At 73.0% G+C, this 26567-nt stretch carries 19 protein-coding genes and 3 tRNA genes; 6 read left to right on the forward strand and 16 right to left on the reverse strand.

Features of this window, described 5'->3' with window-relative positions:
- Positions 1-76 precede the first annotated feature (76 nt).
- From SPI96_RS07335 to SPI96_RS07400, 14 genes are all read right to left on the reverse strand, one after another.
- Positions 77-148: transfer RNA gene (locus SPI96_RS07335), tRNA-Gln, on the reverse strand.
- 80 nt (positions 149-228) lie between these two features.
- Positions 229-1017 carry an HAD family hydrolase gene (locus SPI96_RS07340; protein WP_321081714.1) on the reverse strand — a complete coding sequence of 263 codons (789 nt, stop codon included), beginning with the start codon at positions 1015-1017 and terminating at the stop codon, positions 229-231.
- A 16-nt stretch (positions 1018-1033) separates the two neighbouring features.
- A complete protein-coding gene (gene gltX, locus SPI96_RS07345; RefSeq protein ID WP_321081715.1) occupies positions 1034-2605 on the reverse strand; it encodes a glutamate--tRNA ligase in 1572 nt (523 codons plus the stop codon).
- 88 nt (positions 2606-2693) lie between these two features.
- Positions 2694-3488 (reverse strand): fumarylacetoacetate hydrolase family protein, encoded by a 795-nt coding sequence (locus SPI96_RS07350; protein ID WP_321081716.1) that lies wholly within the window; start codon positions 3486-3488, stop codon positions 2694-2696.
- 123 nt (positions 3489-3611) lie between these two features.
- The gene (locus tag SPI96_RS07355) at positions 3612-3851 is read right to left on the reverse strand and encodes a YbdD/YjiX family protein (protein ID WP_321081717.1); all 240 of its coding nucleotides are present in this window, start codon (positions 3849-3851) and stop codon (positions 3612-3614) included.
- 1 nt (position 3852) lies between these two features.
- Complete coding sequence (locus tag SPI96_RS07360) at positions 3853-6129, reverse strand: carbon starvation CstA family protein (RefSeq protein ID WP_321081718.1); 2277 nt, start codon at positions 6127-6129, stop codon at positions 3853-3855.
- A 130-nt stretch (positions 6130-6259) separates the two neighbouring features.
- Positions 6260-7351, reverse strand: a complete 1092-nt coding sequence (locus tag SPI96_RS07365) for a branched-chain amino acid aminotransferase (RefSeq protein ID WP_321081719.1) — start codon at positions 7349-7351, stop codon at positions 6260-6262.
- A gap of 116 nt (positions 7352-7467) precedes the next feature.
- The gene (locus tag SPI96_RS07370) at positions 7468-8553 is read right to left on the reverse strand and encodes a 3-isopropylmalate dehydrogenase (protein ID WP_321081720.1); all 1086 of its coding nucleotides are present in this window, start codon (positions 8551-8553) and stop codon (positions 7468-7470) included.
- Positions 8554-8607: 54 nt separating this feature from the next.
- A complete protein-coding gene (gene metG, locus SPI96_RS07375) occupies positions 8608-10230 on the reverse strand; it encodes a methionine--tRNA ligase (protein WP_321081721.1) in 1623 nt (540 codons plus the stop codon).
- A 10-nt stretch (positions 10231-10240) separates the two neighbouring features.
- Positions 10241-11425, reverse strand: coding sequence for a glycosyltransferase (locus SPI96_RS07380; RefSeq protein ID WP_321081722.1), 1185 nt, complete (start codon positions 11423-11425; stop codon positions 10241-10243).
- A 78-nt stretch (positions 11426-11503) separates the two neighbouring features.
- On the reverse strand, positions 11504-13099 hold the full coding sequence (gene serA, locus SPI96_RS07385; protein ID WP_321081723.1) for a phosphoglycerate dehydrogenase: 1596 nt from the start codon (positions 13097-13099) through the stop codon (positions 11504-11506).
- A 282-nt stretch (positions 13100-13381) separates the two neighbouring features.
- A complete protein-coding gene (gene ilvC, locus SPI96_RS07390; protein ID WP_321081724.1) occupies positions 13382-14398 on the reverse strand; it encodes a ketol-acid reductoisomerase in 1017 nt (338 codons plus the stop codon).
- A 49-nt stretch (positions 14399-14447) separates the two neighbouring features.
- Complete coding sequence (gene ilvN, locus SPI96_RS07395; RefSeq protein ID WP_321081725.1) at positions 14448-14957, reverse strand: acetolactate synthase small subunit; 510 nt, start codon at positions 14955-14957, stop codon at positions 14448-14450.
- Between the two features lie 14 nt (positions 14958-14971).
- Positions 14972-16807 (reverse strand): acetolactate synthase large subunit, encoded by a 1836-nt coding sequence (locus SPI96_RS07400; RefSeq protein WP_321081726.1) that lies wholly within the window; start codon positions 16805-16807, stop codon positions 14972-14974.
- A 437-nt stretch (positions 16808-17244) separates the two neighbouring features.
- On the opposite strand from SPI96_RS07400, the gene SPI96_RS07405 reads away from it, so the two are divergent.
- The 6 genes from SPI96_RS07405 to SPI96_RS07430 all read left to right on the forward strand — a co-directional run bounded on the left by SPI96_RS07405 (position 17245) and on the right by SPI96_RS07430 (position 22101).
- Complete coding sequence (locus SPI96_RS07405; RefSeq protein WP_321081727.1) at positions 17245-17727, forward strand: hypothetical protein; 483 nt, start codon at positions 17245-17247, stop codon at positions 17725-17727.
- A gap of 137 nt (positions 17728-17864) precedes the next feature.
- A tRNA-Lys gene (locus SPI96_RS07410) sits at positions 17865-17940 on the forward strand.
- Between the two features lie 114 nt (positions 17941-18054).
- On the forward strand, positions 18055-18543 hold the full coding sequence (bcp, locus tag SPI96_RS07415) for a thioredoxin-dependent thiol peroxidase (protein ID WP_321081728.1): 489 nt from the start codon (positions 18055-18057) through the stop codon (positions 18541-18543).
- A gap of 64 nt (positions 18544-18607) precedes the next feature.
- Positions 18608-18688 (forward strand) — tRNA-Leu (locus SPI96_RS07420).
- Positions 18689-18785: 97 nt separating this feature from the next.
- Complete coding sequence (locus SPI96_RS07425) at positions 18786-20474, forward strand: ABC transporter substrate-binding protein (RefSeq protein WP_321081729.1); 1689 nt, start codon at positions 18786-18788, stop codon at positions 20472-20474.
- 145 nt (positions 20475-20619) lie between these two features.
- Positions 20620-22101 carry a malate:quinone oxidoreductase gene (locus SPI96_RS07430; RefSeq protein ID WP_321081730.1) on the forward strand — a complete coding sequence of 494 codons (1482 nt, stop codon included), beginning with the start codon at positions 20620-20622 and terminating at the stop codon, positions 22099-22101.
- Between the two features lie 71 nt (positions 22102-22172).
- Here the strand turns inward: SPI96_RS07430 and SPI96_RS07435 are convergent, their stop codons facing one another.
- Complete coding sequence (locus SPI96_RS07435; RefSeq protein WP_321081731.1) at positions 22173-25328, reverse strand: SMC family ATPase; 3156 nt, start codon at positions 25326-25328, stop codon at positions 22173-22175.
- Entirely contained in the window at positions 25325-26560 is a 1236-nt protein-coding gene (locus SPI96_RS07440; RefSeq protein ID WP_321081732.1) for an exonuclease SbcCD subunit D, read from the reverse strand. The genes SPI96_RS07435 and SPI96_RS07440 overlap by 4 nt, the downstream gene beginning before the upstream one ends.
- Positions 26561-26567: the final 7 nt, after the last annotated feature.

Consider the following 26567-nt stretch of genomic DNA (forward strand, 5'->3'; position numbering starts at 1 on the left):
GCGACCGTAGAAGCCTATCAGGCTCCCGGCGTCCTGCGCGCGCCGCCTCCAGAGGAGAAGCACCGATGCAGGACCGCTGGGGTACCAGGACTCGAACCTAGAATGACGGTACCAGAAACCGTTGTGTTGCCAATTACACCATACCCCAATGCAATTCAGCTGAACTGAATTCCATCGTGCTGTTCACGAATCTGTGTTCCCGGGCTTTCCCGGCAACGAGTAAGAACTCTACCCCATCTCCTCGCGCGATGCCAAATCGGCGTCCCACCAGGCCGTGAGGGCCCCGAGACCGGCCACCTGCCATGCCGCCGCCTCGGGCTCCCAGACCGGCCGGCCGGCGTCGGGCAGTCCGCGCCGCAGCCACACCGGCACCAGCCCCGCCGCTGCCGCCCCACGCACATCGTGGGTCAGGCTGTCCCCCACGCAGGCCACCTGCGCCGGGGCGAGGTCGAGCCGGCGGCAGGCCTCCAGGAACGGGGCCGGGTCCGGCTTGGGGGCGCCCGCGGTGTCCGAACCGACGAGCACGCGCACGTCCGTCAGCCCGATCGTGTCCGCCTTGCCCCTCTGGTAGGCCTCCACGTTGTTCGTGATGATCCCCACGGCCACGCCCCGCCGGCGCAGGGCCTCCAGGGTGGGGGCGACGTCCTCGAACAGGGCCCAGTGGGAGCGCACCTCGGCCTCGTAGGCGTCGGTCCACAGCTCCGGTCGGGGCACCGCCAGCGCCTCGGGTGCCCCGAGCTGCGTGAGCGCGTCCCGGGCCCGGGCCAGCCGCTGGCCCGTGAAGTCCGTCTCCCCCGCCACATACCGCTGGTAGTGCCCGGCGACGTCCGCGGCGAAGTGGTGGGCGGCGTCGTCGAACCGCCGGCTCCCGACGTCCGGCGCCTGCGGCCACTGGCGGCGCACCGTGGCCGTGAAGGCGGCCAGCTGGGCGGTGCGCAGGTCCAGGAGGGTGTCGTCGAGGTCGAACAGGACCCCCTCCACGCGCGGCGCGGAGGGGGTCCCGGGGTGGTGCGTCACGGTGTGCGCGGCCAGCTCAGGCCACGCCCTGCTCCGAGGCGAAGCGGTCCAGGCGGGCCAGCGCGGCGTCCCGGCCGAGGATCTCGAGGGACTCGAACAGCGGCGGGGAGACCTTCTTGCCGGTCACCGCCACACGCACCGGGCCGAACGCCTGGCGCGGCTTCAGCTCCAGGCCCTCCACGAGGGCCGCGCGCAGGGCCTGCTCGATGCGCTCGGTGGTGAACCCGTCGGCCGGCAGCTCCGCGAGGGCCGTGCGGGCGGCGGCCACCGCCGCGCCCAGGTCCGCGGGCATGCCCTTGAGGGCGCCCTCGGCGGTGGCGATCTCGGCGTCCGGGGTGAACAGGAAGGCGAGCATGTCCACGGCCTCGCCCAGCAGGGCCACGCGCTCCTGCACGAGCGGGGCGGCGGCGTCGAGGATCTCGGCCTGACGCTCGGTGAGCTCCTCGCTCACCAGGCCGGCGGCGCGCAGGTACGGCACCAGGCGGTCGCGGAAGTCGGCGGGCTCGAGCATGCGGATGTGCGTGCCGTTGATGGCCACGGCCTTCTTCTCGTCGAAGCGGGCCGGGTTGGCCAGCACCTTGTGGACGTCGAAGTGCTCCACGAACTGCTCGGGGGTGAAGATGTCCTCGTCCGCGGAGAGCGACCAGCCCAGCAGCGCCAGGTAGTTCAGCAGCCCCTCCGGGATGAAGCCGTGCTCGCGGTGCAGGAACAGGTTGGACTGCGGGTCGCGCTTGGAGAGCTTCTTGTTGCCCTCGCCCATGACGTAGGGCAGGTGCCCGAACACGGGCATGTACGCGGCCACGCCGATCGCGTGCAGCGCCCGGTACAGGGCGATCTGCCGCGGCGTGGAGGAGAGCAGGTCCTCGCCGCGCAGCACATGGGTGATGCCCATGAGCGCGTCGTCCACCGGGTTGACCAGGGTGTACAGCGGAGAGCCGTCCGCACGGACCACCACGAAGTCCGGCACGGAGCCGGCCTTGAAGGTGATCTCCCCGCGCACCAGGTCCGTGAAGGTGATGTCCGTATCCGGCATGCGCAGGCGCCAGACGGGCTGGCGGCCCTCGGCCTCGAACGCGGCGATCTGCTCGTCGGTGAGGTCGCGGTCGAAGCCGTCGTAGCCGAGCTTGGGGTCGCGCCCGGCGGCGCGGTGGCGGGCCTCGGTCTCCTCCAGCGTGGAGTAGGAGGGGTAGATGTGCCCACCGGCCTTGAGCTTGTCGATCACCTCGGCGTAGATCTCCCCGCGCTGGGACTGCCGGTACGGCTCGTGCGGGCCGCCGACCTCCACGCCCTCGTCCCAGTCGATCCCGAGCCAGCGCATGGCCTCGAGCAGCTGCTGATAGGACTCCTCCGAGTCCCGCTTGGCATCCGTGTCCTCGATGCGGAAGATCAGCTTCCCGCCGGTGTGGCGGGCCCAGCCCCAGTTGAACAGCGCGGTCCGGATCAGGCCCACGTGCGGGGTGCCGGTCGGCGAGGGGCAGAACCGGACGCGCACGGGGGTGCCGGCGTCCACCTGGGGGACGTCGGTGAAGGGTGCGGGGGCGTTCTCGGCCGCGGTGGACTCGGAGGCGGGGGCGGTGGGCTCAGTCATGGTGTCACCGAGTCTACGCGGGAGCCCGGACACGACGACGGCGACACCCCCGCACGGGGAGGGCCGCCGTCGTCGTGGGTCGGGGGTGTCAGCGGCGCAGGTGGGTGAGCAGGGTGCCGATGCCCTCCACCTCGCACTCCACGCGCTGGCCGGCGTCCACGACGCCGGCGCCGGAGGGGGTGCCGGTGAGGATGACGTCCCCGGGCAGGAGGGTGAACGCCTCGGACACTGCGGCGACGATCTCCCTGACACCGAAGACCATGTCCGCGGTGGTGCCGTCCTGCCGGAGCTCGCCGTCCACCCGGGAGCGCACGGCCAGGCCGCCGGCGGCCTCGACGTCCAGCTCCGCCTCGATCCATGGGCCCAGCGGGCAGGCACCGTCGAAGCCCTTGGCGCGGGCCCACTGCATGTCGGTGCGCTGGGCGTCGCGGGCGGTGAGGTCGTTGGCCACGGTGTAGCCGAAGACGACATCGTCCACCCGGGAGACGGGCACGTCCTTGCAGATGGTGCCGATCACCACGGCCAGCTCGGCCTCGAAGGCGACCTCGTCCGACCAGCTCGGCAGGGTGACCGGCTCATAGGGGCCGACCACCGCAGTGTTGGGCTTGAGGAAGAGCTGGGGCGAGGTGGGCACCTCGTTGCCGAGCTCCTTGGCGTGGTCAGCCCAGTTGCGGCCGACGCCCACGATCTTGGAGCGCGGGATGATCGGCGCGACCAGCCGCACGTCCTCGAGCCGGTGGGTGGTGCCGGTGGGCTGGATCCCGTGGAAGAACGGGTCCCCCTGCAGGGCGGTGATGCTCAGCTCGGAGAGGTCGGCGTCCGCCGGGCCCTCCACGATGCCGTAGGTCGGTTCGGCCTGGTCCACGAAACGGGCGATGCGCATGGGGGCCAGCGTAGTCGCCGGGACGCCGCGGGGGCGGCGGACGACGACGGCCCGTCGCCCACGCGTGCGGGGGACGACGGCCCGCCGCCCGCGGGTGCGGGCGACGGGCCGTCGTCGGGAGGCTCAGCAGCAGCGGCTGCCGGGGTTCGCATCCTGGCGGGCGTACTCGGAACGCCAGAACTGCCGCTCGGTCATGGGGGCCTCGTCAGGGTGGTGAGCCCGGTGGTGGGCCAGGTAGGCGTCGTACTTCGCCTCCCCGGTGAGCTGACGCACCCACCACCGGGCCGAGCGCCAGGCCCGACGCGCGGGCGAGACCTGCGCGGGGCAGGCTCCGGCCGGCGTCAGGCCCTCAGCAGCACGCATGTCAGTGGCCCCGCACCGGCTGCTTCTCGGCCGGCAGCGCATCCCACTGGGCCTGCAGCTCCTTCTCCTCCGGCGTGGCGAACAGGCCGGCCGGGGCGAAGCGCCGCGAGGGCACGTACGGGTCCTGATGGTCCACGACCTCCGTCGAGCGGAAGGCGCGCACCGTGGCCGCCAGCGCCGTGGCGATCACGATCAGCGCGAGCACGAAGAACACCACGGACAGGGTGCCCTGGATGAAGGTGTTGCGGACCACGGCCTCCATGGCCGGCACAGACCGCGCCGCACCGAAGCTCGTCTGCCCCGCAGCCAGGGCGTCCTGGAACGCGCGGTGCTGTGCCCAGTAGCCCACGGCCGGCACCGGGGAGAAGATCTTCTGCAGGCTCGCCACCGTGGTCACCACGGTGATGAAGGCCAGCGGCAGGGCAACGATCCACAGGCCGCGGAAGTGACGGCGCCGGGCCACAATCGCCAGCACCACCGCCAGAGCGATCGAGGCCAACAGCTGGTTGGCGATGCCGAACAGCGGGAACAGCGTGTTGATGCCGCCCAGCGGGTCGGTGACGCCCATGATCAGCACCGCACCCCACGCGGCCACCATGATGGCCGTGCACAGCCACGCGCCCGGCCGCCAGTTGACGTCCCGGAAGCGGGGGAACACGTTGCCCAGGGAGTCCTGCAGCATGAAGCGGGCCACACGGGTGCCGGCATCCACCGCGGTGAGGATGAACAGCGCTTCGAACATGATGGCGAAGTGGTACCAGAAGCCCATCATCTGCTCACCGCCGATGAGCTGGCCCATGATCATGGACAGGCCCACCGCGAGGGTCGGGGCACCGCCGGTGCGGGAGACCACCGTATCCTCCCCCACCAGGGCGGCCAGCCCGGAGAGGTCCTGCGCGGAGATGTCCACACCGGCCAGGCCGAGGGACATCACCCACGTGGCCGCGGACTCCGGGGTGCCGCCGGTGAGGGCGGCCGGGGAGTTCATGGCGAAGTAGATGCCGCGGTCCAGGGTGACAGCCGCCACCAGCGCCATGATCGCCACGAAGGCCTCCATGAGCATGCCGCCGTAGCCGATGAACCGAGTCTGCCGCTCCTTCTCCACCATCTTCGGGGTGGTGCCGGAGGAGATCAGCGCATGGAAGCCGGAGAGGGCGCCGCACGCGATGGTCACGAACAGGAACGGGAACAGCGAGCCCGCCCACACGGGACCGGTCTGACCGCCGGCGAACTCGGAGAACGCCGGGGCGGTGATCTGCGGCTGCACGATCACGATGGCGACCGCCAGGCCGGCAATCACGCCGATCTTCATGAACGTGGACAGGTAGTCGCGCGGGGCCAGCAGCAGCCACACCGGCAGGACGGCGGCCACGAAGCCGTAGATGATCACGCCCCAGGCGATGGCGGTGCGGTCCAGGGTGAACATCGCCACACCCCAGTCCGTCTCGGCGATCCAGCCGCCGCCGACGATCGCGGCGATCAGCAGGACGAAGCCGATCAGGGAGACCTCGGTGATCCGGCCCGGGCGCAGGTAGCGCAGGTACACGCCCATGAACAGGGCGATCGGGATGGTCATGGCCACGGAGAACACGCCCCACGGGGACTCGCCCAGGGCGTTCACCACCACGAGCGCGAGGATCGCGGTGATGATCACCATGATCAGCAGCGTCGCGATGATCGCGGCGGTGCCGCCCACCCGGCCGAGCTCGTCCCGGGCCATCTGGCCCAGGGACCGGCCGCCGCGGCGCATGGAGAAGAACAGCACCAGGTAGTCCTGCACGGCGCCGGCGAGGATCACACCGACGATGATCCACACGGTGCCCGGCAGGTAGCCCATCTGGGCGGCCAGCACGGGGCCCACGAGCGGGCCGGCGCCGGCGATGGCCGCGAAGTGGTGGCCGTAGAGCACGCGACGGTCCGTGGGCACGTAGTCTCGGCCGTCGCCCCGGTACTCGGCCGGGGTGGCGCGGGTGTCGTCCGGGCGGACGATCATCCGCTCCACGTACTTCGAGTAGAAGCGGTAGCCGATCAGGAAGGTGGACACCGCGGCGAAGACGAACCAGATCGCGTTGATGGTCTCCCCGCGGTGCAGGGCCAGCGTGGTCCAGGCGACGCCGCCGAGCAGGGCGATCGCGGTCCAGACGCCGATAGTCAGGGGCGTCCAGCGCGGACGCTCCTCGGCCTCGGTCGGAGGCAGGTCCTCCGGGTGGGTGTGCAGGCGGTCGACGGGGGGATCGACCGGCTCGCCCGCAGTGGGCGAGTGACGGTGTGAGCTCATGAGAACTCCGTTCACGAGACGATGACAGGACCGGGCCAGTGTCTCATGCGTCACACCCCTACGGGGGCCACATCACATAATGTGGCCCCCGTCGCGTGTCGTTCCGGGCTGTTCGGCGCCGGGCGCAGTCTCAGGCGAGGCGGTGCAGCCAGCCGTGCCGGTCCTCGACCTTGCCGGTCTGGATGCCCTCGAGCTCCGCGCGGATCCGCAGCGTCACGTCGGTGCCGCCAGCGGACTCGATCACGTCATCACCGTCGAGCAGACGCCCGATGGGGGTGACCACCGCTGCGGTGCCGCACGCGAACACCTCGGTGATCTCGCCCGAGCGCACACCCTCGGCCCACTCGGCCAGGGTCACACGGCGCTCCTCCACGGTCAGGCCCATGTCCCGGCCGAGCTGCAGGATGGACGAGCGGGTGACGCCCTCGAGGATGGTGCCGGTCAGCTCGGGGGTGACCAGGCGGCCGTCCTTGAACACGAAGAACACGTTCATGCCACCGAGCTCCTCGATCGCGTCCTCGCGCTCGTGGTCCAGGAACACCACCTGGTTCGCGCCCTGGGCCGCGGCCTGGAGCTGCGGCAGCATCGAGGCGGCGTAGTTGCCGCCGCACTTGGCGGCACCGGTGCCGCCGCGGCCGGCACGGGCGTACTCGCGGGAGACCCAGATGGTCACGGGCTTGAGCTCGCCGCCGAAGTAGTTGCCGGCGGGCGAGGCGATCACCATGTAGCGGACCTCCTTGGCGGGCCGGACGCCAAGGAACGCCTCGGTGGCGATCATGAACGGGCGCAGGTACAGGGACTGGCCGTCACCGGAGGGCACCCAGTCCTTGTCGGCCTCCACGAGCGCTTCGAGGGAGCCCAGGAACAGCTCCTCGGGCAGCTCCGGCAGGGCCAGACGGCGAGCGGAGCGGTTCAGCCGGGCCGCGTTGACCTCGGGGCGGAACGTCCACACCGAGCCGTCGGCGTGGCGGTAGGCCTTGAGGCCCTCGAAGATCTCCTGCGCGTAGTGCAGCACGGAGGTGGCCGGGTCCAGAGTCAGCGGACCGTAGGGCTCCACGCGGGCGTCGTGCCACGTGCCGCCGTCCTCGGACCAGGTCCAGTCGATCGAGACCATGTGGTCCGTGAAGGCGTCGCCGAAGCCGGGGTTCTCCAGGATCTCGGCACGCTTCTCATCGGCCAGCGGGGACAGGTGCGGCTGGCGGGCGAACGTGGGGGTGTTCACGGGGACATCTCTCCTTCGGGAGGGCCTCGGCGCCGCGGGGCGTCCGGACCGGGGCGGGGGTGGGAACATCCTAGGGGGTGCCGATCACGTGCCGGGGGCACATGACCGGCCGGCTATCACAGGCGGGCGACGACGTCGGCCCCCACCTCGGCGGTGGCCACGGGCCCGGCGCCGCGGGAGGCCAGGTGGGCCCACACCGCCGAGCGCACACGCGCGGCGGCGGACGCCTCGCCGACGTGCTCCAGCAGCAGGGCCGCCGAGAGGATCGCCGCGGTCGGGTCCGCGAGCCCCTGCCCGGCGATGTCCGGGGCGGAGCCGTGGACCGGCTCGAACATGGACGGCGCGGTGCCGTCCACGTTGATGCTGCCGGAGGCGGCCAGGCCGATGCCGCCGGTCACGGCCGCGGCCAGGTCCGTGAGGATGTCCCCGAACAGGTTGTCCGTGACGATCACGTCGAACCGGCCCGGGTCCGTGGTGAGGAAGATCGTGGCGGCGTCCACGTGCAGGTAGTCCCAGGCCACCTCGGGGAACCCGGCGGACACCTCCTCCACGGTGCGCCGCCACAGGTGCCCGGCATGCACGAGCACGTTGTGCTTGTGCACGAGCGTCAGGCGCCGGCGTCGGGTGGCGGCCGCGCGGCGGAAGGCGTCCTCCACCACCCGGCGCACCCCGTGGGCGGTGTTCACGGACACCTCAGTGGCGATCTCGTGCGCGGTCCCCTCGCGGAGCACGCCGCCGTTGCCCGCGTAGGGGCCCTCGGTGCCCTCGCGGACCACGGTGACGTCGATCCCGCCCGGCTCGGCCAGCGGACTGACGGCCCCGGGCAGCAGCCGGGACGGGCGCAGGTTCACGGCGTGGTCCAGGGCGAAGCGCAGACGCAGCAGGATCCCGCGCTCGATCAGCCCCGAGGGGATCCGTTCGTCCCCGGGGGCCGCGCCGACGGCCCCGAAGAGGATCGCCTCGTGCCCGCGCAGGGCCTCGAGGGTCTCGTCTGTGAGCACCTCGCCGGTGGCCAGCCAGTGCTCCGCGCCCAGCGCGTACGGGGTGAGCCGGGCGGCCGGGCGGCCCTCCGCGGCCAGGGCCGCCTGCAGCACGGTGACGGCCTGCTCCGTCACCTCCGGTCCGATGCCGTCACCGCCGATGACGGCGAGGTCGAGGGGCTCGGTGCTCGTGCGGTCCACGGTCCGTGTGCTCTGCGTCATGGAGCCCAGGCTAGGAGCCCGCCCGGGCCGGGCTGCCTCAGGCGGCCCGGCGTCTCACTCTGCGGACTCCTCGTGGCGCGGGAACACACCGGTCGGGGCGGGCAGGGGCGTGCCCGGCACCAGGTCCGCCGTGAAGGCCGCGAAGGAGCGGGCGCCCGAGCCCGAGGCACCGGTGCGGCCGGCGTCGCCCTCGGCGGGCACGCCCAGCAGGTCCAGCAGGCGGGTGGCCGAGCCGGGCATCACCGGCTGCACCAGCAGCGCCACCCGGCGCACGGCCTGCAGCGTCACATACAGCACGGTGCGCATGCGCGGCTCGTCGGTCTTTCGGAGCACCCATGGAGCCTGGTCGGCGAAGTACGCATTGACCTCCCCGAGCACCCGCCAGGTCTCCTCCAGCGCACCGTGGAAGTCCTGCACCGCGTAGGCCTCCCGGCTGCGCTCCAGGAGGGCGTCCACCTGGGCGAGGATCGCGCGGTCGGCGTCGGTGAACTCGCCCGGCTCCGGCACGGCGGCACCGCAGTTCTTGGCCACCATGGACAGCGAGCGCTGGGCGAGGTTGCCCAGGTTGTTCGCCAGGTCCGCGTTCTTGCGCCCGACGACGGCCTCATGGCTGTACGAGCCGTCCGCGCCGAACGGGAACTCCCGCAGCAGGAAGAAGCGGACCGCGTCCAGGCCGTAACGGGCCACCCAGTCCCGGGGGTGCACCACATTGCCCAGCGACTTGGACATCTTCTCGCCGTTGTTGTTGAGGAAGCCGTGGATCATCACGCGCCGGGGCAGCTCGAGCCCCGCGGACATCAGGAACGCGGGCCAGAACACGCAGTGGAAGCGGGAGATGTCCTTGCCGATCACGTGCACGTCCGCGGGCCAGTACCGCGCGAAGGCCGCCGGGTCGGTCTCCGGCCAGCCGACGCCGGTGAGGTAGTTGGCCAGCGCGTCCACCCACACGTACATCACGTGATTCCGGCGGGCCTGGGCGTCCTCCGCCCGCGGATCGGCGGCCTCCGGCAGGGGCACACCCCAGTCGAAGGAGGTGCGGGAGATGGATAGGTCCTCCAGACCGCCCTCCACGAACCGGATGACCTCGTTGAAGCGGGAGCGCGGGGCCGCGAAGTCGGGGTTCTCCCGGTACATCGCCAGCAGGGGCTCCTGGTAGCGGGAGAGCCGGAAGAAGTAGGACTCCTCCTCCGTCCAGGTGACCTCGGTGCCGGTCTCCACGGCGTACCGGCGCCCGTCCTCGCGGACCTCGGTCTCGTCCTCGGTGAAGAAGCGTTCATCACGCACGGAGTACCAGCCGGCGTAGCGGTCGAGGTAGATGTCTCCGTTGGCCTCCATGCGGCGCCACAGCTCCTGGGCGGTGGCGTGGTGGTCGGCGTCGGTGGTGCGGATGAAGCGGTCATAGGAGACGTCCAGGACCTGGTCGTCCATCGCCTTGAAGGCCCCGGAGTTCCGGGTGGCCAGCTCCATCGGAGTGACGCCCTCGCGCTCGGCGGTCTGGGCCATCTTCTGGCCGTGCTCGTCCGTGCCGGTCAGGAAGCGCACGTCCCGTCCGTCCAGGCGCATGAAGCGGGCCAGGGCGTCGGCGCCCACCATCTCGTAGGCATGGCCGATGTGCGGCTCGCCGTTGGGGTAGTGGATCGCAGTGGTCAGGTAGTACGGGGCGCGGTCGTCGGTCACGGGCCTGAGTCTAATGGCGGGTGGCCCGGCAAGCGGCGTCGTACACCTCGAGCATGGCGGCGGTCTGGGTGGACTGCCGGAACGCGGTGCCCGGGGCGCGCACGCCGTGCTCGCCCGCAGTGGCGCCGGCGGCGTCGTCGAGCACGGCCGCCAGGGCCTGCGCCCCCCGTTCGGGGGCCTGCCACACCCGTGCCGAGGCGGGCAGCTCGGCGGCGATCCGTTCATCGCACACCACCACAGGGGTGCCGAGGGCGACGGCCTCGGCCACGGTCATGCCCTGGGTCTCGAACCCCACGGAGGTCTGCACGAGTGCGTGCGCCCCGGCGATCGCCGTGAGCATGCCCTCGTAGGGCACTCGCCCGCGCAGCCGCACCCGGTGCTCCAGTCCGAGCCGGCGCACCGCGGCGGCGACCTGCTCGCGCAGCGGGCCGTCCCCGTAGAGGTCCACCGCGGCCGGCTCCCGCATGGCGGCCACCGCCTCGAGGAACTCCAGGGGCCGCTTCTCCGCACTCAGCCGGCCCGACCACACGAACGTGGTGCGTTCGGCCAGGGGCACGGCGCCGATGCCGTCCAGCACGCGGTCGGCGACGCCGTTGGCCACCACTGTGACCTCCTCAGCCACCCCATGGGCGCGCAGGTCCGCGGCGAAGTGAGCGCTCGGGGCCACCACCTGCCGGGCCTGCTCGGCGATCCGTCCCAGGTGGCGCCAGGGGTCCAGGGCCGGGCGACGGCGCACCCCGAGCACGTGATCCATCGCCCCGGAGACGGCGGCCGTCACCGCAGGCACGCCCAGCCGGGCCGCCGGGCCCAGCACCGCGGCCAGTCCCACGGCGAGGTTGTTGTGGAAGGTCACCACCACCGGAAGCCCCCGGTGCCGGGCGTGGAACAGGGCATGCGCGGCCCCCCAGTAGTCACCCTGGACGTGCACGAGGTCGACGCCGCCGCGCGCGTCGATCTGCCGGCTCACGCGCCGGGCGGCACGCCGGGTGAGGGACCCGGTCCGGTACTCCTGGCCGGGCAGGCCCACCCCGGGGATCGGCACGGTGGCTGCGGCGTGGGGCCCCGGATGCGGACCGGGGGCGAGGAAGAGCACCTCATGCCCGGCGCGGGCGAGCTCCTCGGCCTGGAGCACCGCGGACTGCTGGGCCCCGCCCAGGGAGTCCGCCGGCTGGTCGAGGCTGATCAGGATGCGCATGCCCACCACACTATCGACGCGACAGCACCGCCCCCGCGCCGCAGCGGCGTCGGGGGCGGTGCCGGGGTGCGCGGGGCCTCACTCGGAGAGGTCGACCTCCGCGGCGCGGGAGGCGCCGATCACGTCGCCGAGGGCCTCGACGGTGCCCGGGCGCAGGCCGGCGTCGAGGGTGAGCACCGCGAGCGCCTGGCTCTGGTCGTCACGGGAGACGTCCATGCCGGCGATGTTCACCCCCTGCACACCCAGGGCCTGGCCGAGGGAGCCGACCACGCCGGGGCGGTCTGCGTAGGTGAACACGAGCAGGTGGTCGGTGAGAGCCACCTCCACCTCGTAGGCGTCTACGGCCACGAGCTTCTCCACCTGGCGACGGCCGGTGAGGGCGCCGGTCACGGAGGTGCGCACGCCGTGGGAGGTGACGGCGCTGACGCTCACAGTGCTGCGGTAGGACTCGGAGACCTCGGTGGTGGTGAGGGTGGTCTCCACACCGCGCTGCTCGGCCAGGACGGGGGCATTCACGTAGGAGACCTGGTCCGAGACGATGTCCGTGAACACGCCCTTCAGGGCGGCCAGGCGCATGACGGAGACGTCGTGGGCGGCGAGCTCGCCGGCGACCTCCACCTCCACGGCGGCCAGCGGATCCTCGCCGACCAGGGCGCTGAGCACACGGCCGAGGTGCTCGGCCAGGGGCAGGGCCGGGCGCACATCCTCATGGATGATGCCGCCGGCCACGTTCACGGCGTCCGGGACGAGCTCACCGGCCAGGGCCAGGCGCACGGACTTGGCCACGGCCACACCCGCCTTCTCCTGGGCCTCGGCGGTGGAGGCGCCCAGGTGGGGGGTGACGACGGCGTTGTCGTGGCGGAAGAACGCCAGGTCCGTGGCGGGCTCGGAGGAGAACACGTCTACGCCGGCACCGGCGATCGCCCCGGACTCGAGGGCGCGGTCGAGCGCGTCCTCGTCGATCAGGCCGCCGCGGGCGACGTTCACCACGAAGGCGGTGTTCTTCATGAGGGCGAACTGGTCGTCCGAGATCATCCCGAGGGTCTCGGGGGTCTTGGGCATGTGGATGGTGATGAAGTCCGCCTGGGCGAGCAGCTCGTCGAGCTCGACGAGGGTGGCGCCGAGCTGCTGGGCGCGGGCCGCAGCGATGTAGGGGTCGTAGGCGAGCACCTGCATGCCGAAGGCCTTCATGCGCTCGGCTACGAGGGCACCGATGCGGCCGAGGCCGATCACGCCGAGCTTCTTCTCGAACAGCTCCACACCGGCGTACTTGGAGCGCTTCCACTCCCCCGCCTTGAGGGCGCGGTTGGCCGGGGCGATGTTGCGGGCGGCGTTGAGGATGTGGCCGCAGGTGAGCTCGGCGGCGGAGACGATGTTCGAGGTGGGCGCGTTGACCACCATGACGCCGGCGGAGGTGGCTGCGGGCACGTCCACGTTGTCCAGGCCGACGCCGGCGCGGGCGATGACCTTCAGGCCGCGGGCGGCGGAGATCGCCTCGGCATCCATCTGGGTGGCGGAGCGGACGAGCACGGCGTCCGCGCCGGGCAGGTCGGCGAGCAGGCGGGCGCGGTCGGCGCCGTCGGTGTGGCGGATCTCGAAGTCCGGGCCGAGAGCCTCCACGGTGGCGGGCGAAAGCTCCTCGGCGATGAGGACGACGGGCTTGGGGGTGGTCACAGGGTCCCTCCTGGGGAGCGTCGGCGGGTGGGGCGGACGCTGCAGCGACCGGCACACCCAGGCTGGGCGCATGTCTATGCGACGAGATGAATACTACTGGCCTGGACTGGGCCCGATGACACCTCACCGGCCTGTGACGACGGCTCCGGCCGGGGCGAACCCCGGAAGCAGCCCCATAGCGACGACGGCCACACCGGCCGGCCCGTGCCGCCACGTCACCGCCACCCCTCGACCACCGTGCGCGGCGGCGTCGTGGGCGCGGTGCGTGGCGGCGTCGTCGGCTCAGCGCGCGGCAACGCCCCCGCCCGTGCGCTTGAGCCACGAGAACATCTGGCGCAGCTCCCGGCCGGTCGACTCGATCGGGTGCTGCTCGGCCCGTGCACGCAGCCGGGTGAGCTCCGGGGCGCCGGCGGCCTGGTCGTCCATGAAGCTCTTCGCGAAGGCGCCGTCCTGGATGTCGGCCAACACCGCCTCCATGTTCTCCTTCACCTCCGGAGAGATCACCCGCGCACCGCCGACGTACCCGCCGAACTCTGCGGTGTCGGAGATGGCTGCGCGCTGCCCGGCCAGGCCGCCCTCCACCATGAGGTCCACGGTCATCTTGAGCTCGTGGAGCACCTCCAGGTAGGCGATCTCCGGCTGGCAGCCGGCCTCCACGAGGGTCTCGAAGCCGTACCGCACCAGCTGGGAGACGCCGCCGCAGAGCACCGCCTGCTCGCCGAACAGGCCGGACTCGGCCTCCTCACTGAAGGTGGTCCTGATGACCCCGGCACGGGTGGCGCCGATGCCCTTGGCGTAGGACAGCGCGAGGTCCTCGGCCTCACCGGAGGCGTCCTGCTCCACCGCGATCAGTGCGGGCACACCGCGGCCGGCCTCAAACTCCCGGCGCACCACCTCGCCCGGGGCCTTGGGGGACACGAGGGCCACATCCACACCGGCCGGCGGCTGGATGAAACCGAAGCGCACGCTGAAGCCGTGGGTGAAGAACAGGGCGTCGCCCTCCTGCAGGTTCGGGGCGATGTGCTGGGCGTACATCTCAGCCTGCGTCTGCTCCGGGGTGAGGAGGACCACCAGGTCCGCCTCGGCGGCGGCGGTGGCCACATCCACCACGCGCAGCCCCTCCCCCTCGGCCCTCTCCCAGTCGGAGGAGTCCTCGGGCAGGCCCACACGCACATCCACCCCCGAGTCCCGCAGCGACAGGGCCTGGGCGTGCCCCTGGGGGCCGTAGCCGATCACGGCCACGGTGCGGCCCTGGATGAGCGAGAGGTCGGCGTCGTCGTAGAGCTTCTGGGCGGTCATGGTGTTCTCCTCGGCGTGGAAGGGATCGGGGTCTGCGAGCGCCGGCCGGTCAGCGGGCCGGCGCACGGTCGGTCAGGGAACGGGGGCCGCGAGCCAGGGCGAGGGTTCCCGAACGCACCAGCTCACGGATGCCGTAGGGCTCCATCATCTCCAGGAACGCGGCGAGCTTGTCACGGGTGCCGGTCGCCTCGAAGGTCAGCGATTCCGGGCAGACGTCCACGACGTGCGCCCGGAACAGCTCGGCGGCCTGGACCACCTGGGCACGGACGGCGGCGTCCGCGCCGACCTTGACGAGCAGGTGGTCGCGCTGCACGGAGGACTCCGGCACCAGCTCCACCACCTTGATCGCATTGACCAGCTTGTTCAGCTGCTTGGTGATCTGCTCGAACTGGTGCGAGTCCGCTTCAACGACCACCGTGATCCGGGACAGCCCCGGCACCTCGGTGACACCCACGGCGAGCGAGTGGATGTTGAACGCGCGGCGGGCGAACAGGCCGGCCACCCGGGTGAGGGTGCCGGGCACGTCCTCGACGAGGACGGACAGGGTGTGATGGTCCATTCGCGCTCCCTTCCTCAGCCTTCCGTGTCCCAGTCGGGGGTCATGCCGCGGGCGATCTGAAGGGCATCGTTGCCGACGCCGGCCGGCACCATCGGCCAGACCATCGCATCCTGCGAGACCACGAAGTCCACCACCACCGGGCGGTCCGTGACCGCCAGCGCCTCGCAGATCGTCGCATCCAGATCCTCCTCGTGCTCACAGCGCAGACCCACCGCCCCGTAGGCATCGGCGAGCTTCACGAAGTCCGGGACGCGTCGCGTGCCGTGGCCGGTGTTCAGGTCCGTGTTCGAGTAGCGCCCCTCGTAGAAGAGGGTCTGCCACTGCCGCACCATGCCCAGCGAGGAGTTGTTGATCACCGCGACCTTGATCGGAATGCCCTCGATCACACAGGTCGCCAGTTCCTGGTTGGTCATCTGGAAGCAGCCGTCACCGTCGATGGCCCACACGGTCCGCTCCGGCTGGGCCACCTTCGCGCCCATGGCCGCAGGCACCGCGAACCCCATTGTGCCCAGCCCCGCCGAGGTGATCCACCGGCGCGGATGCTCATGGCAGAGAAACTGACTGGCCCACATCTGGTGCTGACCCACACCCGTGGCGTAGACGGCCTCCGGCCCGGACAGCTCTGCGAGGCGGGAGATCACCTTCTGGGGTGCGAGCAGGCCGTCGTCGGTGGGCGTCCAGCCCAGAGGGTAGGTCTGCCGGAGCCTGTCGAGCGCGGCCCACCAGGGGCCCAGATCCGTTGCGGCCGGCTCCCAGCCCGTGCCGCGCAGCTCGGCCGCCAGCGCCGGGAGGACCTCCTTGACAGAGCCGACGATGGGCACGTCCGCGAGCCGATTCTTGGAGATCTCAGCCGGGTCCACGTCCACGTGGATGACCTTCGCGCCCGGGGCGAAGGAGCCCAGATCCCCGGTGACGCGCTCGTCGAACCGGGCCCCGAGTGCGATCAGCAGGTCCGCCTGCTGGAGCGCGGCCACCGCCGGCACCGACCCGTGCATGCCGGGCATGCCCAGGTGCTGGCGGTGGGAGTCCGGGAACACCCCGCGGGCCGTGAGGGTGGTGACCACGGGCGCGCCCACCAGCTCCACGAGCTCGCGCAGCTCTAGGGCGGCATCCCCGCGGGCCACCCCGCCGCCCACGTAGAACACCGGACGCCGAGACGCGCGGATCAGCTGCGCGGCCGCTCGCACCTGGCGCGGGTGACCGTGCACCACCGGGTGATACCCGGGAAGATCCAGCCGAGGGGGCCAGACGAAGTCGGCCTCCTGCTGCTGGGCGTCCTTGGTGATGTCCACGAGCACCGGGCCAGGCCGCCCCGTGGTGGCGATGTGGAAGGCCTCCGCGAGCGCCCGCGGGATGTCCTCAGCACGGGCAACGAGCCGGGAGTGCTTGGACACCGGCATGGTCACACCCACGATGTCCGCCTCCTGGAAGGCGTCCGAGCCCATCAGGGAGGAGCCGACCTGCCCGGTGATGACCACGACAGCCTGGGAGTCCATGTGGGCGTCGGCGATCGCCGTCACCAGGTTGGTGGCCCCGGGACCGGAGGTCGCGATGGCCACACCGGGGCGGCCGGTGGCCAGATAGTAGCCCTGGGCGGCATGCCCGGCGGCCTGCTCGTGACGCACCAGCACGTGGCGGATGCGCGCGGAGTCCAGCAACGGGTCATAGGTGGGCAGGATGGCCCCGCCAGGCAGACCGAAGACGTCAGTGACCCCCAGTTCCTCGAGCGAGCGCACGATCGCCGCCGAGCCGGTCATGCGGGTGGGCGGGACGACCGTGGCGGGCCCGGGGACGCGGGGCTCGACGGTTTCGGGACGAGCCGTGCCGGAAGCTCGGGGGGTCGTGATCATGGTGCACCTCGCTTGCGGTCGGTTCGCTGCGGCCCGGTCGCGGGGGCCGGGCCCTGGGCCAGGCTCACCGGGCACGGCAGGGGCGGGAGCTCGGAGCGGGCCGGGAGTGGCTGGACCGGAGGTGGGAACCCGGCCTCCGATGCCCGGGGAACCGAGCCCTCTGGGAAGCCCAGCTCTCCGGGAAGCCCGGCTCTCTGGGGAGCCCGGGCCTCGGAGGGGAATCTGTGGCCTCGGGATGGGAACCAGTATGGGGCCGGTGCCGGGGGCCCTCCACTCCTGGTCGACGGATGTCGGGATTCCGGGCTCCGGGTCCGGGCCCAGCCGCCCGAGGAGCTGCAGCATGCGGCGGGCCGCATGGTCGAGGGGGCAGGGGTGCCCTGCGGTGGCCCGCTTCTCAGATCTGCCGCCGTGCAGGCCGGGCGCGTACGGTGGCCGGCATGGACTCCCCCACCCTGCAGCGCCGGCTCCGGTCGGACTTCGACGCCCGGGTCTTCAACCACGGCGACTACAACGTCGTGTACGGGCAGCCCTCGGGGGGTTCAGCGCCGCTGGTCATCGGCTACCGGCATGCGCCGCTCGAGATGGTCCTGTGCCCGCTGGAGCTCTCGCCCGAGCCCGGCCAGACCCCGGCTCCGCCGGTGAGCGTGGCCCTGGACAATGTGGCCACCCTCGCGGACACCGGCTCCGGCTACCAGGTGGAGACCGTCACCGGGTTCCGCACCTGGTTCGAGGTGACCGAGCACGCCGTGGTGCCCGTGGGCGCGCAGACGGAGGACGGCACCGCCCACCTGGACCAATCCACCGACGCCCCGGACTTCCACCAGTTCATGACGGCGTTCATGGACGAGCTGGACCGTCTCTACGCCGAGCCGACGGCGCCGATCGCCACGGCCGAGGGCACAGCTCCAGCGGACGGCTGAGACCTTCAGCGGAGGGCCCGGAGTGGCCCGGAGGGAGGCCGTGGTGGCCCCGATTTGCATCTGGGCGAAACACCCTGCTAGAGTTTCTCCTCGTTGCACGGCGCACCGGAGAACCACCGGAACGCCACGCGGCACCTGCACCTCTAGCTCAATTGGCAGAGCATCTGACTCTTAATCAGCAGGTTCCGGGTTCAAGTCCCGGGGGGTGCACCAGATGCAGGCCCCCTTGCCCCCAGTGGTGAGGGGGCCTGCGGCGTTCTCGCCTGCGATTCCTCTCCCGGAGGTCCTCCCGTGCGCCCAGCCGACGCCACGGCCTAGTGTGGGGCCATGACCGACACCTCCGTTCCCCGGCGTCTCGCCCCCGGCGACCTCGCCCCCGACTTCACCCTGCAGGACCAGGACGGCCGGCCCGTGTCCCTGCGCGATGCGGCCGGCAGCAGCACGATCGTCTACTTCTACCCTGCCGCTTCCACCCCCGGGTGCACCACTCAGGCCTGCGACTTCCGGGACAGCCTGGCCTCCCTGATGGCCGCCGGCTACCGCGTGCTGGGCATCTCCCCGGACCCGATCGGCAAGCTCATCCGCTTCGCCGAGAAGGAGTCCCTGACCTTCCCGCTGCTCTCGGACGAGGACCACGCCGTGGCGGAGGCCTACGGCGCGTGGGGGGAGAAGAAGAACTACGGGCGCACCTACGAGGGCCTGATCCGCTCCACCGTGGTGGTCGGCCCCGACGGCCGCGTGACCCTGGCCCAGTACAACGTCAAGGCCACCGGGCACGTGGGACGCCTGCGCGCCGCCCTCGGCATCGAGAACTGATCCGGCACGCCCCGCCCACCCGCGCGTCGGGATAGGATCGGGACTCGCCCCGTGCGCGGGGCACGCGGGCGTGGCGGAACTGGTAGACGCGCTGGATTTAGGTTCCAGTGTCCTGGACGTGGGGGTTCGAGTCCCCCCGCCCGCACCCCTCGGGGCGGCCCCGCCAGGCCGCCCCAGCGCTCCATCCCCAGCGCCCCACCCCCCGCTCTCACTGAGCAGCCCCACCGAACCTGGAGGAGCCCATGCAGGTCAGTCGACGCCTCCTGCTGAGCACGGGGCTGGCCGGCCTCGGCGCTGGCTTGGCCGGATGCTCCGCGCCGGACGAGGCCCCCACCTCGCCCGGCATGACGACGACGGCGGCCTCCTCCTCCGCCGGAACGCCCCCGGCGTCTCGCACCCTCGTGGTGGGCGTCCCGGGCCGACCGCTCACCCGCGACCCGTTGCACGCCTGGGATGTGGAGTCCCAGCGGGTGATCCGGCAGGTGCTCGAGCCCCTGCTCGCCGTGGACCCGGACACCGGTTCCCCCGTGCCCGGGCTGGCCGACCATGCCGAGTCCGGGAACGGACTGGTCCACACCTTCACCCTGCGCGAGGGCCTGGAGTTCAGCGACGGCAGCGCCTGTGACGCAGCCGCCGTGGTGGCCAACATCCGCCGGTGGGCCCAGACACCCCAGCCCGGCACACCCGCCGCAGCGCTCCCCTCCCCGTTCGCCGCCGCGTTCGGCGGCCACGCCGGGCAGACCGGCACCGCCTTCGCCTCCGCGGAGGCCTCCGACTCCCGCACCGTGGTGCTGCGCCTACGCCGCCGACTGCGTCACCTCCCTGCGGCGCTGAGCTCGCCCGCGTTCGGCATCGCCGCCCCCGGCTCCTGGACCCGCACTCAGCAGGAGGACGGGGTCGCCGTCGTCACCCCCCTGGGCACGGGCCCCTACCGCTGGGCCCAGCCCGAGGAGGCCGCCGAGCTCGCCGCCGCACTGACCTCCCCGGGGGCCACCACGATGCTCGTCGTCAACGGGCGCCACCGCGGCCCCGCCCCCGAGGCCGGCGCCGTGGCTGTGCGCGCCTGGGGCCGGGCCGCCACCCGTCTGCGAGAGCTGCGGCGGGACCGGGCGGACGTGATCGACGTCGTCTCCCCCGCCCAGCTGCGCCCGCTGGTGGAGTCCGGCACCCAGGTGCTCCCCCGCGACCCGCTGTCCGTGCTGTACCTAGGCATGAACCTCGGGCACCCCGTGGTGGGGCGCCAGTACGTGCGCGAGGCGATCGCCCACGCCGTGGACCGCGGCCGCCTGGCCGCCTCGGACGTGTTCCTACAGGGCACCTCCGCCGCCGAGGACCTCGTCCCGCCCGCCCTGGGGGCCCGCAACGAGGACGCCCGCCGGCACGAGCCCAACCGCGACCGCGCCCGCCAGCTGCTCGACCTCGCCGGCTACGACGGCCGGCCCCTCGAGTTCCTCTACCCCGTGGACTGCGCCTCCCCGGCCCTGCCCGAGCCGGAGCGGGTGTACGCCATGGTGGCCGCCGAGCTGGGCGAGGTGGGGATCGCCGTCGCCCCCGTGCCGGTGCCCGGGGACGAGGACTACCTCGCCGCGGTGCTCGCCCGCCCCACCCGCGCCCTGCACTTGATGGGCCGGCACGGCGTCTACCGGGACCCGCACGCCTTCCTCGAGCCGTTCGTGGGCTCGTGGCAGACCGAGACCGGGTACGACAACCCGCGGGTGCGCCAGAACCTACGCGCGGCGGCCGCCGAGCCCGACGACGACCGCCGGGGCGAGCTGTTCCGCGCCGTGGTGGCCGCGATGGCGATCGACCTGCCGGCCCTGCCGCTGGCCTACCCGATCTCCGCGCTGGCCACCGGGCGCAGGGTCATCTCCTACCCCACGTCCCCGCAGCTGGACGAGCCGTTCGCCCACATCCACCTCACCGACCGCTGAGCCTGGGCCGTGCGCGGCCCGGTAGTAGAGTGGGCGCCCAAGGCGCCGGCCTCCGGGCCACGCGAAGCCCGGGGCGCACGACACACCGGCCCACCGCCGTGGACCACCGCTGAGACGCACTCAATGTCGAGACCAGGAGCAGACCGTGTCCCCCACCTCCTCCACCACCCATGACGTCGTCCTGATCGGCGGCGGCATCATGAGCGCCACCCTCGGTGCCCTGCTCCAGCGGCTCGAGCCGACCTGGTCGATCGCCCTGTACGAGTCGCTGGACCAGGCAGGCCTGGAGTCCTCGGACCCGTGGAACAACGCCGGCACCGGCCACGCGGCGCTCTGCGAGCTCAACTACGCACCGATGGGCGGCGACGGCCGGGTCTCCACCGCCAAGGCCGTGGCCATCAACGAGCAGTTCTGGGTGTCCCGGCAGTTCTGGTCCTCCCTGGTGCAGGACGGCACCCTGACGGACCCGAAGAACTTCATCAACCCGCTGCCGCACATGTCGTTCGTGTGGGGAGACGCCCACGCCGACTACCTGCGCGCCCGCTACGAGGCACTCTCAGCGGAGCCGCTGTTCGCGCAGATGGAGCACACGGAGGACCCGGACCGCATCCGTGACTGGGCGCCCCTGCTGATGGATGGGCGCGAGCCCGGCGGCCGCCTGGCCGCCTCCCGCCACCCCGGAGGCACGGACGTCGACTTCGGCTCCCTCACCCGCCAGCTCGTGACGAGCCTGGCGGCCCGCGGTGCCGAGGTGCGCTTCGGCCACCGGGTCACGGGCCTGTCCCGCGGCACGGACGGCCGCTGGGAGGTGACCGTCCGGAACACGGCGGCCGACACCGAGCTGGTGGACCGCGCGCGCTTCGTGTTCGTGGGTGCCGGCGGCGGTGCCCTGAGCCTGCTGCAGCACTCCGGGATCCCGGAGATCAGGGGCTACGGCGGCTTCCCGGTGTCCGGGCAGTTCCTGCGCTGCACGGACGAGGCCACCGTGAACCGGCACATGGCCAAGGTGTACGGCCAGGCCGCCGTCGGCGCCCCGCCGATGTCCGTGCCGCACCTGGACACCCGGTTCGTCAACGGGCGGCGCTCGCTGCTGTTCGGCCCCTACGCCGGGTTCTCCACGAACTTCCTCAAGACCGGCTCCTACCTGGACCTGCCCCGCTCGGTGCGCGCCCACAACCTGACCACCATGCTGGACGTGGCCAAGGACAACATGGACCTCACCAAGTACCTGGTGACCGAGGTGCTGAAGTCCCGGGACCGGAAGGACGGCACCCTGCGGGAGTTCTACCCCGCGGCCGACAGCTCCGACTGGGAGCTGATCACCGCCGGCCAGCGCGTCCAGGTGATGAAGCGCAAGGGCCGCTTCGGCGGTGTCCTCCAGTTCGGCACCGAGGTGGTCAGCCACGCCGACGGCTCGATCAGCGGCCTGCTGGGCGCCTCCCCGGGTGCCTCGACGGCGGCGCCGATCATGCTCACCCTGCTGGAGCGCTGCTTCCCGGCCAAGCAGGAGCAGTGGCGTCCGGTGCTCGAGGCGCTGGTGCCCTCGTTCGGGCGCAGCCTGAACCAGGACCAGGCCCTGCTGGACGAGGTGCGCTCGGCCACCGACGCCGCGCTCAAGCTGGGCTGAGGCCTGAGGCCTGAGGCTTGAGGCTTGAGGCTTGAGGCTTGAGGCCGCACGGTCCGGCGTGCGGCCGGGGCTCACCGCCCGTCGTGCACCACGAGGCTGGAGCCGCGCCGGTGCTTGCGCACCTCCAGGCGCACGCCGATCTCCTGGCGCATGCGGTCCACGTGGGAGACGAGGCCGACGGTCCGCCCCCGTGAGCGCAGGGTGTCCACGACGCCGAGGACGTCGTCCAGGGTGTCGGCGTCCAGGGAGCCGAAGCCCTCGTCCACGAAGAGCGTGTCCAGCTCGACGCCGCCGGCGGCGGCCTGCACGGTGTCCGCCAGGCCCAGGGCGAGGGCGAGGGAGGCCATGAAGGTCTCGCCGCCTGAGAGCGTGGCGGGGTGGCGGGTCTCGTCCACGTAGTGGTCCCGGATGACCAGTTCGAGCCCCTTGGTGCCGCGTCCGCCGACGGCGTCCGAGTACTCGATGGAGTAGCGCTGGTCGGACATCCGCAGCAGCCGCTCGGTGGCGGCCGCGGCCACCTCCTCGAGCCGTCCGGCCAGCACGTAGCTGGTCAGGGGCATCTTGAGCTGGTTCTCCCCGCCGCCGCGCACGAGGTCGAGCAGTCCGCCCACCCGCCGGTGCTCCTCGATCAGCGCGGCGCTGCGTCCGAGCACCTCCTGCAGGGCCTCGCTGTGCCGCCGGACCTCGTCCACGAGGCTCTCGAGGCGGCCCACGGCCTCGGCCGTCCGCCCCGTCTCCGCCTCGGCGGCGGCCAGGGCTGCGGCGGCGGCCGCGGTCTGCTCCTCGGTGGGGGCGGCGACCCCCTCGGCGGCCAGGTCCCGGCCTCGACGGACCGCCTCCGTGGCGGCCAGCTCGGCCAGTCCGGCTTCCTCGGCGTCCCAGGCGCGGACGGCCTCGGCGTGCTCGGCGGCCTCCGCCTCCGGCAGGCGGGCCCGACGGGCGGTGCAGACGTCCGGCAGGGTCTGCTCGGCGAGGGCCGAGGCCAGGGCGGCGGCGGTCTCCTCGGCGCGGACCGCGGCCCGTGCGCGCGCGGAGAGGGCCTCGGCGAGGTTCTCGAGGGCAGCCTGGGCCTGCGTCACCTCGGTGCGGCGCTCCTCGAGGTTGGGCGCGCCGGCCCGGGCCCGGTCGACGGCTTCGACGAGCTCGGCGATCCGGTCCCCGCGGTGGGCGTGGGCCTCCTCGAGCCGCCCGTCCTCCGCGGTGAGGGCGGCGGCCTCCTCGCCGGCACGGGCGATCTCCTGCTCGGCCCGGGCCAGACGACGGCGGTCCTCGGCCAGGGCGCGGGCTGCCTCGCGGAGCCCGTCCTGCTCGGCGCGGGCCCGGTCGAGGGCGGCGGTCGCCCCGGCCAGGGACAGCCCGCCGGCGGCCTCCCGGGCCGTGCCCAGCGCCTCCTGGGCGGCGGTGGAGCGGGACTGTGCGGCGGCGGCCTCGGCCTCGGCGGCCTGGCGGGCGGCCTCGGCGGCGGAGACGTCCGCCTCGGTGACGACCGAGTCCGTGCGCGCGGCCGGGGCCGGGTGCTCCACGGAGCCACACACGGCGCAGGGCTCACCGGGGACGAGGCGCCCGGCCAGCTCTGCGGCGGCCTGCTCGTAGCGGGCCCGCAGCAGGTCCACGTGGGTCCGTGCGGTGGCCTCGGCCTCCTCGGCCCGGCGGGCGTGCTCCTGGGCGGCGGCCTCCGCCTCGGTCTGGCGCTGCTGGGCGGTCTCGGCCGCGGCCCGGCGCCGCTCGGCCTCCGCGACCTGACGGTCCACGGCCTCGGCCGCGCCCTGGCGCTCGGCCCCGACCTGGACGGCGCGGGCGAGCGCGGCGCGTTCCTGCTCCTGTGCTTCGCGGTCCTGGGCGAGGGCGGCCAGGGCCTCGGCGATCCGCTCCCGCCGCTCGAGGGCACTCCTCTGCTCGGCCTCGAGGCGCTCGCGGTGGGCGTCGTCCTGCGTGGCCCGGACGAGCACGTCGGCGGCCTGCTCGGCGCGCTGACGGGCGGCCCGGGCGACGCCCTCGGTCAGCGCCCCGGTGTTCTCCGTGTCCTCAGTGTTCTCCGTGTCCTCAGTGCTCTCCGGGTTCTCGGTGCTCTTCGGGTTCTCAGTGCTCTCGTCCGTGTCGGTGCTCTCCGTCGGGCCGACGTCGGCCGCGGCCTCGGCCAGCCAGGTCCGGGCCGCGGGGAGGGCCTCGGCGGCCTGCCGGGCCGTCTGTTGGGCATCCTCGGCGGCATCCAGGGCGTTCTGCGCCTCGGCGGCGCGCTCGGCGGCGCTGAGCACCCGGCCGGCCCGTTCGTGGGCGGCCACGGCCCGGCGGGCGGCGGCGACCCCCTCCTCGGCGGCGCGGTGCCGCTGTGTGCGCTCGCTCCAGCCGGCGGCCGCGGCGAGGGCCTGTGCGCGGTCCTCGAGTTCCCCCACGGCGGCGCGGGCGGCGCTCTGGCGTGCGGCGGCCTCGTCCCGGGCTGTCTGCGCGGTGCGGTGGGCCTGCTCCGTACGCTCCCGGGCGAGCCGGAGCAGGGCGTCGTCCTCCTCGGTTGGCTCCGCCTCGCCGTGCCACGGCTCCCCCAGCGCCCCGGTGAGCACCCGGTGCAGCTGCGTGCGTGCGCTCTGGGCGGTGTGGGCGTCGGCGGACACGAGCCCGCCGAGGCGGGCGTGCTCCTGCTTGAGGTGCTCCTCCACCCGGTCGAAGCGCTGCGTGCCGAAGAGCCGGCGCAGCAGCCGCTGACGCTCGCCGGAGGAGGCCCGCAGGAACTCGGCGAACTGGCCCTGCGGCAGCAGGACCACCTGCATGAACTGCTCGGCGTCCAGGCGCAGCACAGCGCCGATCTGCTGGCCCACCTCGTCGGCACGGGTCAGCGGGGCCTGCCACTGCCCGTCCACGTACTCGCGCAGGCTCACGGAGGCCTGGGTCTCCACGGTGGTGGACCCGTCCGCGCTGCGCCGCTTGCGGGGCCTCTGGTGCCGGGGCGAGCGGAGGACCTCGAACCGCCGGCCCTGCACGGTGAACTCCACCTCGACCTCCGGGATCACGGTGCCGGGTTCGCGCAGGGTGGTCACGAGGGAGTCTGCCCCGCGGCCGCCGGGCACGGAGCCGTAGAGCGCGAAGCACAGGGCGGCCAGCACAGTGGACTTGCCGGCCCCGGTGGGCCCGTCCAGCAGGAAGAGCCCGGCCTCGTTGAGGGCGTCGAAGTCGATCTCCTGGGTCTCGGCGAAGGGGCCGACGCCCGTCAGACGCATCCGGTGGATCCTCATGCCTGTGCCTCCTTCAGGCGGGCGGCCTCGAGGGCGTCCCGCAGCAGGTCCTGTTCGGGGCCGGTGGCCGGCCGCTGGCGCACGTGGTCCACGAACCCCACCGCGAGCGCGTGGTCCGAGGGGGTCTCCCGCAGCAGCCTCGCGTAGGTGCGGGTCCGGGCGCGGGGTCCACCAGCGGGCTCGTGGCGGAACACGAGCACGTGCGGGAAGCGGGACTTGAGCCGTTCCAGGGCTCGTTCGGGGCGTTCGTCGTCCGTGACGGTGGCCTGCACCCAGCGCTCCTCGGCCCAGGCGTGCTCCGGGGAGCTCAGCAGGTCCTCGAGGGTGCCGGAGAGCACGGCCAGGCGCCGGCCGGCCTCCCAGTCGACCTCCTGGACCCGGGTGAGGGCGCCGGCCTCCATGTGCACGAGCCAGGCTCCCTTGCGGTGGCGGGCCTCGGAGAAGGAGTAGGGCAGGGGGGAGCCGGAGTAGCGGACGGACTCGGTGAGCCGCTGGCGCCCGTGCAGGTGGCCGAGGGCGGCGTAGTCGAGCCCGTCGAACACGCCGACGGGCACCTGCCCGAGCGTGCCGACCAACGCCTCGGGGGCCTGGTGCGGGGCCTCCTGCGGGGCTGGGTGCTCGCCCTCGCCGATGTCCCGTTCGGAGTCGCTGCCCTCGCCGCCGGCGGCGAACAGGTGGGCCATCACGACGCTGGCCACGGGGGTCTGCGCGTCGGCTCGCCGGGCGGTGAGGTCCGCGCGGATCCGCCGCACCGCCTCGGTCGTCACGGCCGTGTGGTGGGGCGCCACACCCCAGGCGGGGCCCTGGTGGCGCGGTTCGAGGTAGGGCAGCCCGTAGACGGCCACCTGCTGGACGACGGCGCCGCCCTCGTCCCGCTCGGTGAGCACCACGGGCTCAGCGCAGGCGTCCGGGTCTGTGCGCACGTGCACGCCGGCGGCGGCCATCAGGGCCCCGCCGAAGCCGAGGCGGACGGCGGAGTCGTGGTTGCCGCTGGTGAGCACCACCGGAACGCCCTCGGCCTGCAGGCGGGCGAGGGTGCGGTCCAGGAGGCGGACGGCGTCCGCGGGGGGCAGAGCACGGTCGTAGACGTCCCCGGCCACGAGCACGGCGTCCACCGCGTGCTCCCGCACGGTGGCCAGCATCGCCTCCATGGCTTCCTCCTGGGCTGCGAGCAGCCCCGTGCCGTGGAAGGAGCGGCCCAGGTGCCAGTCCGAGGTGTGCAGCAGGATCATGGCCCCC

The sequence above is a fragment of the Micrococcus sp. genome (assembly GCF_034179925.1).
Classification (GTDB): domain Bacteria; phylum Actinomycetota; class Actinomycetes; order Actinomycetales; family Micrococcaceae; genus Micrococcus.